This is a genomic window from Ruegeria sp. K7 (assembly GCF_056531785.1).
Genome location: NZ_JBQFMJ010000013.1, coordinates 37,787 through 50,343, shown reverse-complemented (window position 1 = coordinate 50,343; position 12,557 = coordinate 37,787). Strand labels below are relative to the sequence as shown.

10 protein-coding genes and 2 pseudogenes are annotated in these 12,557 nt (G+C 52.5%); 6 read left to right on the top strand and 6 right to left on the bottom strand.

The features are described from left to right. Positions 1-7: 7 nt before the first annotated feature. Complete coding sequence (locus ACR0FE_RS18275) at positions 8-241, bottom strand: hypothetical protein (protein ID WP_480914452.1); 234 nt, start codon at positions 239-241, stop codon at positions 8-10. 40 nt (positions 242-281) lie between these two features. On the opposite strand from ACR0FE_RS18275, the gene ACR0FE_RS18270 reads away from it, so the two are divergent. Beyond that, positions 282-1,676 carry a tetratricopeptide repeat protein gene (locus ACR0FE_RS18270; protein WP_480914450.1) on the top strand — a complete coding sequence of 465 codons (1,395 nt, stop codon included), beginning with the start codon at positions 282-284 and terminating at the stop codon, positions 1,674-1,676. A gap of 226 nt (positions 1,677-1,902) precedes the next feature. Here the strand turns inward: ACR0FE_RS18270 and ACR0FE_RS18265 are convergent, their stop codons facing one another. Genes ACR0FE_RS18265 through ACR0FE_RS18250 form a run of 4 tightly spaced genes read right to left on the bottom strand, consistent with a single transcriptional unit; the run spans position 1,903 to position 5,827 of the window. Next, complete coding sequence (locus ACR0FE_RS18265; RefSeq protein WP_170613863.1) at positions 1,903-2,652, bottom strand: Ntn hydrolase family protein; 750 nt, start codon at positions 2,650-2,652, stop codon at positions 1,903-1,905. Between the two features lie 11 nt (positions 2,653-2,663). Beyond that, the gene (locus tag ACR0FE_RS18260; RefSeq protein WP_170613862.1) at positions 2,664-3,461 is read right to left on the bottom strand and encodes a transglutaminase-like domain-containing protein; all 798 of its coding nucleotides are present in this window, start codon (positions 3,459-3,461) and stop codon (positions 2,664-2,666) included. Positions 3,462-3,464: 3 nt separating this feature from the next. Beyond that, positions 3,465-4,406, bottom strand: a complete 942-nt coding sequence (locus tag ACR0FE_RS18255; protein ID WP_480490752.1) for an alpha-E domain-containing protein — start codon at positions 4,404-4,406, stop codon at positions 3,465-3,467. Positions 4,407-4,408: 2 nt separating this feature from the next. Next, positions 4,409-5,827 (bottom strand): circularly permuted type 2 ATP-grasp protein, encoded by a 1,419-nt coding sequence (locus ACR0FE_RS18250; protein WP_480914448.1) that lies wholly within the window; start codon positions 5,825-5,827, stop codon positions 4,409-4,411. A 792-nt stretch (positions 5,828-6,619) separates the two neighbouring features. Here ACR0FE_RS18250 and ACR0FE_RS18245 point away from each other — a divergent pair. The 3 genes and pseudogenes from ACR0FE_RS18245 to ACR0FE_RS18235 form a co-directional block, all read left to right on the top strand. Further along, positions 6,620-7,561, top strand: coding sequence for a pirin family protein (locus ACR0FE_RS18245; RefSeq protein WP_480914564.1), 942 nt, complete (start codon positions 6,620-6,622; stop codon positions 7,559-7,561). A gap of 299 nt (positions 7,562-7,860) precedes the next feature. Then, positions 7,861-8,218: pseudogene (locus tag ACR0FE_RS18240) on the top strand (IS5 family transposase); the annotation flags it as partial. Between the two features lie 195 nt (positions 8,219-8,413). Continuing rightward, positions 8,414-8,626: pseudogene (locus ACR0FE_RS18235) on the top strand (IS3 family transposase); the annotation flags it as partial. Between the two features lie 185 nt (positions 8,627-8,811). Here ACR0FE_RS18235 and ACR0FE_RS18230 read toward each other — a convergent pair. Beyond that, a complete protein-coding gene (locus ACR0FE_RS18230) occupies positions 8,812-9,393 on the bottom strand; it encodes a TetR/AcrR family transcriptional regulator (RefSeq protein ID WP_480914446.1) in 582 nt (193 codons plus the stop codon). A gap of 137 nt (positions 9,394-9,530) precedes the next feature. Here ACR0FE_RS18230 and gntH point away from each other — a divergent pair, with 137 nt between their 5' ends. Further along, positions 9,531-10,712 (top strand): guanitoxin biosynthesis MBL fold metallo-hydrolase GntH, encoded by a 1,182-nt coding sequence (gntH, locus tag ACR0FE_RS18225; RefSeq protein WP_480914444.1) that lies wholly within the window; start codon positions 9,531-9,533, stop codon positions 10,710-10,712. A gap of 9 nt (positions 10,713-10,721) precedes the next feature. Continuing rightward, positions 10,722-12,533 (top strand): hypothetical protein, encoded by a 1,812-nt coding sequence (locus tag ACR0FE_RS18220; RefSeq protein ID WP_480914442.1) that lies wholly within the window; start codon positions 10,722-10,724, stop codon positions 12,531-12,533. Positions 12,534-12,557: the final 24 nt, after the last annotated feature.

Genomic DNA, 12,557 nt, shown 5'->3' with positions numbered 1-12,557 from the left:
TGTGCCCTTAGTTGGAAATGCTACGAAGGTTGCGCTTCACCATCCGGCGAAGCTCGTTCACGAGTTCGGATCTGATGTGGGCCCATTCCGCGCGCTCTGTGGCTGTGATCGATGTGTCATCCAACAGCGCAGTAACTTTCTTCAGGTCTTCGATTACCTCGCTGAGTAACGCGTCAGTTTCGATACGCCCGGAAAGCGCACCGGAAAGCTCTGCAAGCTCATCACTCAGTTCCCAAGTCACTGGATAATTCCCGGTTCCCACTATCTATTCTGACATCAAGATGAGTGTGGTTGACGACATACGCCAAGTGAGTCACCGTGAGTTGGGGGGTGAGTTTGCTTTGAACCAAGCTAATGAATTGCCGATAGATCAAGATGTTGCACCGCCTTCTCCGGAGCTTGTCCGACAAGCACTTCAAAGCGTTGTTTCAAGCGTCGTGTTCCAGGCTTCGCCTCGACTCCAGCAATTTCTTACTTACGTGGTCGAAGAGACTCTCGCGGGTCGTGGCGCCCAGATTCGCGGCAAAGCAATCGCTGTCGAAGTCTACGGTCGGAGCATTGATGGCACCGGTGGTCGGAATCTTGTCCGCGTCGAAGCCAGACGGCTGCGTCGACTGCTACATGAGTTTTACGAAGATCAATGGGACGGTGAGGGAGTTCGAATTTTTGTTGATTCCGGCGGATACAAGCCACGGTTTTCGCAAGCAAAAACGACAGGAGGCGATAACCCAAGGGTTCAGGGCAGCGATCTGCTTGGTGGGCATCGACGTCTAAGGCAACTGCTGCCAATTGGGCTGGGTTGCCTAGTGTTGATTGCGGTGACTGGCTTTTGGCTCACTCGGGATAACAAGGTGGTTTTGCCCACAGCTCAATCTATCGAACAGGCTGAGCGAACTGCTCTTGGTGAGCAATCTTTGACAAGGCTTCAGGCGGCTAACCTTGCGGATCAAGCCCGAGGGATGTTTTTTCCTGTTTTTGATATCAAGCGCCAGCAAATAGCGCTGGGAATGTTTCAGCATGCCGTGGAACTCGACCCCGCACTCTCCGACGGTTATGCCGGATCGGCGCAGGTTCTGGCGACTTTGGCCATGCTGTCCCCTAATAAGGCGCAAAGAGACGATCTCTTCAACCAAGCTTCCGAAATGTCGGGAAGAGCAATTGATCTATCTCCCACTGATGCATGGGCAAACGGTGCAAATGGTTGGGTATTGGCCACCCAAAACAAACCAGTCGAAGCTATGAAATACGCAAGAATGTCGGTCGAGCTTGCGCCGAATGATGGTCATATTTTGGATCTTGTCGGTATCACCGCCATCATGGCCAACGCCCCGGATCTTGCGGCCGAGGCTAGCGATCCAGAAAGACTAAGGTCAGGATCGGGTCGCTTTGGCGCACGAAATATTTGGGGTGTATCGCAACTGATGCTCGGGAATTACGAAAAGGTTGTCGAAGCTTTTAAAGGAGCGCCCGCTGCCGGTGCGCCTGTAAGTGCTCCTTCTCTCCTATTCCAAGCCGTTGCTCACGATCAGTTGGGACATACCGAAGAAGCTCAACGACTAGTCACTGAAATGCGTAAAACGTGGCCGGAGTTTCCATCTGAGTTTCTCACCGGCAGGATTTTCCACAATGATGACGCAACACGGCAAGCGATACTGGATACTCTGATCAGATACTGATGAAACGCATCGCATCGTTGCCGATGCAAAATTTTCTAGTTTCAGTCGCAGCGCTTTGCAGCGTTGGAAGCCATCGCAGAATGCAAGAGTTGGCAGATCCAGACACAAAGTCTGCTTACTACGTATTTCTGTAGTTCGGGCAACGCGCGGCATCGGCCAAAGTGGGCTCTGAGCAGCTATTCGCTGCAATCGGCCTGAACGACTGCTTTGCGGACAAAGCGGTCGCTCACTCGTTTGATTTTCGCCCGGATCTGTATTCTGGAAGTTTGGCCAAGGCCGATTTCAACGCGTCACCCCATCCATCGGAAACAATGCGAAAGTACTGGTCGTCGGATTCGAATCTTGACCGCGTACCGCCATCAAGGCTGTCTTCATCGTAGAGAAGCAGGTCAAGCGGAGCCCCGACAGACAGATTGGCCTTAATCGTGGAGTCAAAACTGACCAGCAAGAGTTTTACGGTTTCCGGAAAACTCATTACCGGATCATAGGCTCGCACAAGAATAGGGCGACCATACTTTGTCTCACCGATCTGAAAGAACGGGGTGTCGTCGCCGGCCTCGATAAAATTTCCTTCAGGGTAGATCAAAAACAGACGAGACGGGCCGCCCTTGATCTGGCCTCCAACAATGAGTGTCGCGTGAAAAGCGCTGTCAGCTTGCTGACCAGACCGGGCATGCTCTTCGATGACGTCGTTCAGCGTAGACGCGACCAGTTGCGCAACTTGAAACATTGTCGGTACTTCTAAGATCGATGGTGAACGATCTGCCGGCGCTTTTGTTCGTTCTTCCAGAAGGCTTATCGTGGCCTGCGTAGTGGCCAAGTTTCCGGCCGTTAGGATAGTGATCGACCGGTCCCCTTCGACTGTCCAGTTGAACATCTTGTTGAAGATCGAAACATTGTCCACGCCTGCATTCGTGCGCGTATCAGACATGAACACCAGCCCGCGATTCAGCCGCATGCCCACAGCATAGGTCATCAAATTCTCCGTTACTGCTGTGCGACTTGCAACTGCACTGTCAATTGCTCGCCCGCTGTCCCAATTCTATTCCCTATTACCGGTGCGGCTTGGGCATAGTCCAGCCCGGTTGCGACGCGTACGTATCGATCGTCGGGTGAAATCCCATTTGAAACGTCAAACCCCACCCAGCCAAGCCCGTCCAAATGCACTTCGGCCCAGGCATGGGTCGCGTCCTGCAGCTCTGTTTCGTTCATCATCAAGTAGCCCGAAACGTAGCGTGCTGGCACTCCGAGCTGTCGCGCGCAGGTAATGAAGATGTGCGCGTGGTCCTGACACACACCGCGCTCGGCCTTGAGGGCATCTTCTGCGCTCCAGCCCGGGTGCGAACTTCCAATTTCGTACGAGACCTGAGCTCGAATTTTTTCGGACAGAGCATGCATCTGCTTCAGCGGATCGCTGTTGGGCAACGCGATTATCAGCTCTGCAACTCCTTTCCCTGGCGATGTCTGCGGAGTGCTTCTTTTGAACAGCCACAAGGGCGTCGACCCTTCGTGACGCCCCAGAACACCGTGCGTGTCTTTCACTTCAACAACGCCTTCGGAGATCAACGAGATGCTTTGAGTGTTTGCTTCGAAACTGATCAATTCCACCGTGTTGCGGTGATAGTCTTCAAATGTAAGCTCTTTGCGCCCGCCGGTGATCTGGGTACTCCAACTTACAATGCTCTGATTTCGAAATGACTTTGGTGTTTTTCGCAGCTGTTGCAGTCCGAAAGGAACCGGCGCGTCGAAATCGTATCGTGTCTCGTGTCGAATGTGCAGTTTCATTGGCTACTCGTAGAACCTATAATCAATCTCGATCTGACGGCTTAAGTTGCCGAGATCGGTCAGAAAATCCTGAATGTACTCATGCAGACCGAATTCAAAGATATCGGAAATTTTCTGATCCAGGTATTTCTCGTAGAGAGCATTTGATGCCTCGCACGAAGGCCCGGCAAAGCCGTAGTCTTTCTGTAGGTAGGACAGGTTCTCTTGAATTTTTCTGCAGCAAAAGTGAAGGCTGCGCGGCATTCGCTGATCCAGGATCAAAAATTGGGCAATATCAGACGGCCGGGTTTTCTCACCATGGGTCATTCGATACCCACCACCAGCGCCGACGGAACGCAGGATGCTTTCCCATTGGATGTTGTCTAGCGACGAGCCGACCGAGAAGGCTGTGGGCAGAAGAACGTAGTACTTCACGTCCAAAATGCGCCCGGTATTGTCGGCCCTTTCGACAAACGTCCCGATGCGGGTGAAATCGAAAATGTCGTTGCGCAGCATAGTCCCCAATGTGGCACCACGGACCAGAGCCGCCTGTTGGCGAATGAGTTCCAACGTCGCTGGCAAATCCCTCTCATTCACGCGCCGCTTCATCGCCTCATCGATCTGCATCCAGGTGGAGTTCACCGCACTCCAAACATCGTGGGTCAGCGCGGTCCGAACAAGGCGCGCGTTGTCTCGGGCTTGCTTGATGACCGACTTGATCGAGGATGGGTTATCAGCGTCGCGTAGCACCCAATCGACCGCATTGTCTTTTGAAATCTCATCGTATTTGGCGTGGTATCCATCCAGAACCCCGGCCGTTTTCAGAACCGAACCCCATTCCTCGGCAGAATTCTTCGTACGGGTCAACGCCATTCTCTGACCTGTTTCAAGCAGCCTCGCCGTATTTTCCGCTCGCTCAAGATACCGGGACATCCAGAACAACCCGCCAGCAGTTTTTCCCAGCATGGTCAGTCCTCCAGAACCCAGGTGTCTTTGGTCCCGCCACCTTGGCTTGAGTTCACGACGAGAGATCCCTTCTTAAGCGCCACACGGGTCAAACCGCCGGGTGTGATCTTGATCCCTTCGGGCGATACCAAGACGAACGGCCTTAGGTCAACATGTCTGGGCGCAAGTCCCGAGCGAGCAAAGATCGGAACCGTCGAAAGCGAAAGAGTCGGCTGAGCAATGTAGTTCCCGGGCCGCGATTTGAGCTTGTCGCGGAACACCGAAATCTCTTTCTTGCTGGCGGTCGGTCCGATCAACATTCCGTAGCCGCCAGACCCGTGTACTTCTTTCACGACAAGATCGGACAAGTTGTCCAGCACGTAGGAGAGAGAGACGGGATCACTGCAGCGCCAGGTCGGGACGTTTTGCAGCAAGGGCTTCTCACCCGTGTAGAATTCAACGATTTCAGGCATGTAGGAATAGATCGCCTTATCGTCGGCAATACCGGTCCCTGGCGCGTTGGCGATCGTGATGCCTCCTGCGCGGTAAACGTCCAGGATGCCCGGAACGCCCAAGGCGCTATCGGGGTTGAAATTCAGGGGGTCCAGAAATTCGTCATCTACCCGGCGGTAAAGTACGTCGATGGGCTTATAGCCCCTGGTGGTGCGCATGCAGACGCGCCCATCGACAACGCGTAGGTCGTGGCCTTCGACCAATTCCACAGCCATCTGATCAGCAAGAAACGCATGTTCGTAATAGGCTGAATTATAGATGCCCGGGGTTAATACCGCGACGCTTGGTTCCCCGTCGGCGCAAGCCGGCGCGCAGGCAGCAAGAGATCGTCTCAGATTGCGAGGGTAATCCGAAACATTCCGAACATTAGTCGCGCTGAAGAGCTCGGGGAACATCTTTAGCATCGTTTCCCGGTTCTCCAGCATATAGCTAACCCCGGATGGCGTACGGGCGTTGTCCTCCAGAACGAAAAACTCGTCCGGTCCGGTTCGCACCAGATCGACTCCAACAATGTGTGTATAGACCTGACCAGGGGGCGAGACGCCAAGAATCTGCGGCAGGAACGCTTCGTTCCCGGCAATCATCACAGCGGGCACGCGTCCGGCACGCACGATTTCTTGGCGGTGATAGATATCGTGGAGAAATGCGTTGATTGCCCGAACCCGTTGTTCAATACCGCGTTCCAGCCGCTGCCATTCTCGTGCTGAAATTACACGCGGTACGATATCAAATGGGATTAGGCGTTCCTCAGCCTCGGCTTTTCCATAAACGTTAAAAGTGATGCCCGTTAGCCTAAAGACTTCTTCGGCTTCGCGCTGTTTCGCCCTCAGTCGCGATACGTCTTCAGCATTGAACCAGCGGCCGATCTCTTGGTATGGACCTCTGAGTGATCCATCGCCGTTGAACATTTCATCAAAATACTCACTCATGCTTTAAGTTTTACGCATAGATCAGATTTTTCAAGTCATTCAGGCTTGGTTGGAAGCTGCCTTTGGAAGGAGCGTCTAATTTTCAGGCTAACTGGATATGGATAGTGTGATGATCTTAACAATATGGCGTTTTTTGTGTTTCCAGTTGAAGTCACATTCAATGTGTCCGTTGTCAGAAGATTTGGGACGTGACGGACCAAGAGGCAGGATTCCAGTGGGATTTTTGATCTAACTGGGTGCAATACGGCTACCTATGCACCACCTCTAGAGCAGACATTCGTGCACCGCGCAGCGTCCGGGAGAAGGGGATCGACGCAGTCATCCGACAGCTCTAGTCAAAAGACTGGTTTGCGGATGCGAACAGTCATTTGGACCTCTCCCGGGAAAAATAAAGGTCACCACCTTTGCAGTACAGATCGATGCGTCTTCAAGCTTTACTCCGAGACTCTACTGTCGCCTGAACAGGTCGACGATACACTAAGAGTTTTATTCGGAAGGTTATTTAGGGCCAATCAAATGCCCTCAGATCAGCGGTTGCCAAGGCGACGCACGGCCTTCCCGAGTATCCCGTGGGTACCTTGCAGGTTTTTCCCGAGTGATCCAAGAGGGTAACGGGGGATAGTGAGAAGGATCACGTATTCATATCCCGCTCAGATTTTTACCCCTAAATGCAAATCGTTTGGTTTAAGTGAAAAGGTGTGTAACCCCGCACGAACCCTGAGCGCCCCTTGGGGTTCACTTCAAACTCCCATGCGCCATATTATCGGCAGAGCCAAAGGAGAAAACACCGCCATGTCTTGGAACCCTGCGCTAGATCCCCATTGCCCCGCAGGTGACGCCGTGGATGCCATAGATACCATCATCATCCCACGTGCCCGCGATCTGGGAGGTTTCGAGGTACGCCGCGCCCTGCCCGCTCCAAAGCGCCAAATGGTTGGAAGCTTTATCTTTTTCGATCAAATGGGACCCGCGGAGTTCTTGCCGACAAAAGGCATGGACGTACGCCCTCACCCTCATATCGGCTTAGCTACAATAAGCTACCTCTATCGTGGTCGTATGCACCACCGGGATAGCCTTGGGACGGACTCTTGGATCGAACCGGGCGCAGTCAACTGGATGGTCGCAGGACATGGCATCACGCACTCAGAAAGAACCGACGACGAAACCCAAGTAGACCCAATGCCGTTCTTCGGTATTCAGACTTGGGTTGCCCTCCCAAAGGATCATGAAGACCGTGATCCAATGTTCCAACATGCACCCGCAGATGCTCTGCCGTTCATGGAAGGCGAAGGCAAAGAGGTACGCCTGATACTTGGAAATGCATACGGAGAACGAGCGCCCGTTGAGACGGCCTCAGAGATGTTTTACGCCGATGCGATATTGCAACCGGGTGCCAGCATTCCACTACCTGATGATCACGAGGATCGCGGCGTGTACGTCGTCGAGGGTTCGGTTACCGTCGCCGGGGATACCTTCGAGGCAAGTCAGATGATGGTTTTCCGCCCTGGTGATCGCATTTCGATGAAAGCTGGTGAAAGAGGCGCACGAGTGATGTTGCTGGGCGGTGAGACTCTTGAGGGGCCCCGTCATATCTGGTGGAACTTCGTGGCTTCCTCCAAGAAGCGTATCGAAGAAGCAAAGGAGGCTTGGAGGGCCGAGGCGTGGGATAGCAACCAACGGTTCCACTTGCCGCCTGGTGATGACCAAGAGTTCATCACGTTGCCAAAAAAGTAGTTAATCCATCAAGCAAAAGAACTCTGATCGTTTCTATCGGAAGCTCAAAGGGAATTTGAAGGGCGTTGAGGTCTTTCAACCAAGAGCATCATCTTGTGAGCACCCAAAATGATAGATCAAATACAAAACGCCGTCGGTACCAATTGGGACGCATTTCTTGCTTAAAATTCTTATAGCAAGACAAATGTCATGTTATGGTCAGGACCCATTGATTTCCTCGGAACGGCGTGGTTCACGGTTCGAAAACCGAGCTGTGAATGTGCCTGATCATTTCTGGCTGACGGATGCGCAGATGGCACGTGTTGATCGGCATTATCTTCATCAATCGCAATGGGTTGCGGTGGCGCGACGCCCCCTCCGCCTACGGCCCGCACAAGACGCTATACAACCGCTGGAAGCGATGGAGCGACAAAGGCGTCTTCGCCTGGATGATGGTGAGTCTTGCTGCTGAGCACGGCGAAAAGACGACCGTGATGATTGACGCGACTTACCTCAAGGCGCACAGAACCGCGACCAGCTTGGGCGTGAAAGAGGGGGGGGCGTGGACGCCTGATTGGTCGCACCAAAGGCGGCATGAACACCAAGCTGCACGCCATCTGCGACAGCCAAGGCCGACCGCTCAACCTGTTCGTCACCGCCGGTCAGGTCAGCGACTACGCTAAGGAAGTTCTTTGTTTCGTCAATGGCAACTTTGCTATGACCGAGATAACTCAATTGTCTCAAAATCAATGATTTAGATTTCACTGAAAGGCAAACACGTCTGTTTGTCGCCTGCCAAGTCAGTGAGAGGGAGCTGTTCCCGGATCTAACGGCCAAGGACCGAAAAAGGTTTTTCGATCTGAGACTAAAGCTCTTGACAACGCCGTCCTCGAAAGCTTCTTCGGCGCTCTCAAACGCGAACGTGTAAACCGCGTACGTTACCGCACCAGAGATGAAGCACGTGCCGACCTGTTCGAGTATATTGAAGTGTTCTACAATCGAAAGCGTCGCCATGGATATCTTGGCAACGTAAGTCCAGCTGATTTCGAAGATCGGTCAACCGTGTCCTTTCAAACCGTCCACTGAAACGGGGCAAGACGACAAAGCAGACCTTAACTTGAGTCAGTTGAAAGGCTGCTTTGCGGACGAAGCGGACCTTGATGGTCACATACTGAACGTCGGCATCTGGCATTGTTGCGTGTGATCTTCCTACAGTGCAATTTGAAACTGGCGGTCCGTTTCGAGCAAACTCACAATGCCGGACAATACTTTTATTCTATCTTCTTCTTTCCGACAAGAATTGCATGTTCCCGCTCTATAACCTTTTCCCAATCGCCTCGCGCTTTCAGACCGGTCGAGGAGTCACCCATCAGCGAAGTAACCATCAATCTTCCACGCGCTTTCGCCTCTTCTTTCGAAAACCCGGCCTGTTCAAACATCCAGGCGGCGAACTGGAATCGTTTGCCGATGGTTCTTTGATACGCCTCTCTTACTTTCTCATCGGTATTCGCCCACACTGAGACAGCGTGATCTGGCAAGGCGGCGTTCTCTTCTATGACCTTTTTCATAAGAAGAAGAATGCGGTCTTCCGGGGGACCGCCAAATGTCTTTGCCTGTGCGATCACTTTGTCAGTCAGTTCCTGCTCCCAATATCTGAGAACCTCATCCAAAAGCTCACGGACGTTCTTGAAATGCCAGTAAAAGCTGCCGCTTGTCAGGTTCAGTCGCTTTGCCATTGGCACGACCTTTATTGCGGAAACGCCGCCCTCATTGAGTACGTTGTACGCTAGCAATATCCAGTCTTCTTTGGTCGCGGCGTTTTTTGGTGAGTTGCGAGTGATAGATTCTGACATTCAGATTACAGCATTCTTTATTTGACATAGAGCAGTCTATGGACTTACCGTAGAGATGTCTATGGTGAACGAGAGGCTCACGGTTTCTTGTTCTCTTACGAGGCTTCGCTTTGAAGGGGGGATCAATGAATAACTTAATGAAAACCGCAGCCGGTACATTGATGGCATTAGGCGTGACACTGGCTGGCACTGCCACGGCCCAAAACGCCTTGCCGACGGGTCGGAGTGCCACTGAAATCGAAAACGGTGTATATCCCGCGTCTTACTTTCCTAACACTGAAATCCTCGGCGAGGATGAAATGCGTATCACGGCATTGGGGACGGGTATGCCTAACCAAACCAAGGCAGCCGTTTCGATTTCGTTTTATGTTGAACTGGGGAATGGAGACGTTTTCCTGTTTGACGTGGGCACGGGTGCAACTGGAAACTTGTTTTCGTTGCGACCGGATTTTGCAAAAATCGACAAGGTCTTCTTCAGCCATTTGCATGTCGACCACGTTGGAGATTTCATGGGCCTCCACGTTGGGGGGTGGCTTTCAGGCAGATATACCCCGCTCCGCATCTTCGGCCCGTCCGGATCAGAAGATGAACTGGGCACTAAAGCCTATGTTGATGGCATGTCCAAAGCTTACGCCTGGGACTTGGCCACGCGAACGGGCGCGCTGCCGGATGACGGCGCCAAGCTTGAAGTCACTGAATTCGATTACATGCAGGAAAACGAGATCGTTTTTCAGGAGAACGACGTCACGATCCGGTCTTGGCCTGCTATCCACAGCTTAGATGGCTCGGTAAGTTATTCTCTGGAATGGAATGGACTGAAATACGTCTTTGGCGGAGATACTTACCCAAACAAATGGTATGTAGAATATGCCAAAGGTGCGGACATCGCTTCTCACGAGGCGTTTCTTCCACCTGATGCTTTGGCCCCGTATTTTGGCTGGGACATGAAACAGGCGACGTATGTAGCTACGCGCGTTCATACCGAACCTGCGGCCTTTGGCAAAGTCATGTCTGCGGTCGAGCCGCGTATGGCCCTCGGATATCACTCTGTTCTTTCACCAGAAAATTATCAGGCGATTTTGGAAGGCGTCCGTTCGACTTACGATGGGCCTCTGACGCTCGCGCGAGATCTACAGGTTATCAACGTGACCAAGGACCAGATCGTTGTTCGGGAAGCGAGTGTTGATGACTATGCGTTGCCACCCGCTGTGAGCGATGAGTACATCAATGCCCCGCGTTCAAAAGAAAAAGAGCCGTCCGACAAAGTCAATGCGGGAAAATGGGAGGGTTACACGCCACCGCCAATGCCGGATAACTAACCTTCAGCGGTGAACAAAATTCCGATCTGGCAGTATCTGTACCGAGTATTCCTGACGCTGAGCCTGATGGCCTCAGGTGCACAGGTCGTTTTGGCGGATGTCGTTCTGACAAACGGGTCAGAAGTTGCCCCCAATATTGCTGTCTTTCATGTCAAAGATGATGCCGTCTACGTCGACCTTGAGATCTATGTCGAAGATATTCCGTTGTTTGCGGATATGTTGCCAATAGGATGGTCATCAGATTTCGTCGGGGGTGAGCCGGAGGCTGAACAAGAAACCAATCAAGGTTATGCGCAAGCCGAAAGCCGTGCGCTTTCGATTGTTGGGAGCGACGAACGGACCCTAAACGCTGAAATCAGAAAGATAGAATACCGAACGCGCAAAGATAGGGCCTCGCCGCTTGCAGGTCAGCGCGATCCATTCTCGGGTCAAATAGTTCCCAGCCCGCCAAAAGATTCGCGTGTTCTCTTCGTCGAACTGTTCTTTCCGTTTCAAAACTCAGTTCCCAAGGAGCTGACTATAGTGCCTCCATCGCGGGATGGAGAACCGCTGGTGACTATTGGGATGCAGGTTTTTGACCGTGAGGTTCCGGTCACGGATTTCAGTTTTTTGTCAAAGCCGGCAGAGTTAAAGATTCACTGGCCTGATCCGTGGGATAGCCGCTTTTCTGCTGAAAGCCTGAATCGAAAAGCGCAGGACGGGACGTCCACCTTTCTTTACATCGAACCTCGTGAAGTTCGGCATGAAACGCTGATCCGCTTGCGTGAACTGGCGCCTTGGATTGGTGAAACTTTCGAAGTTGGGCAAACGCTTTCGCCACAGCGTAGCGCCTTGATCGTAAATCAGGCGGCGACCTTCTTGGATTCTCGTAACCCTGTGTCAATTGATGGCAAATTAGTGCAACCGTCAAACGCTACAGCAAAACTCTTGGAGCTCACATCGCAGGGCTTTCAGGTTGTCGAGCCCGGAAAGCAAGTGTCCGTGAACAATGCGTTTATCGGAGCCATCCTGTCTTTCTCTTCGTCGGACCTTCCCGATCAGGTGACGGTCACATGGGATATGTTTGACGAGGAAATTTCCCGCGTTGCGACCATTTCAAACGATATCGCCGGGCCATTCTTTGGAGCTTTGACACCAGCAGACCCTCAGTTTCATTGGCAGAACCACTTGCTCAAATACGAAAGAGCATCTGTTACTCAGATTCCAGTTGAGCATCAGACACGGCAGAACCCGGCAATGACTTTGATCTCCGGGATGATCAGTGCCGCCTCACTTGGCTTTTTCCTGCTGTGCAAGGGCAAAGTTGCAAAGCGTGCCAGTTGCGTGACTATGATTGCCGCTGCTTCGGCAACGTTTGTATTTTCGGGATATTTGCCGGAATTACTCTGGAATAAGCCCGAGCCCCCTGAGCAGCAGGTTGCGGAAGACATACTGCGCTTGATGGTCGAAAACTTGACCACGGTGACGCTGGAAACTTCGCCGGCAGCAAGAAAGGCAGAGCTGGCCCACATTGTAACGGCAGCATCTCTTGGCGACATCGCAACAGAGGTAGAACGTGGCCTCGCAATCCGAACGCCAGGTGGCAGTCTTGCTACGGTTACTGATATAAGAGACCTGAGTTTAGAGCGCGTTGACCCGACCCTCAAACCGGGTGGATTTAGCACTCTGGCCAAATGGACAGTGAAAGCCCAAGGCGGTCATTGGGGGCACGCCCATATGCGCGCCGTTACGTTTCGGGTGCTGGCCGAGGTGATACCTGAGTCAGGGCAATGGAAGCTGGATGGATTGACTGTAATCGAGGCTCGCGATCCAAATGCATAGGTGTTTAAGGCCAAAGTTTTTTGC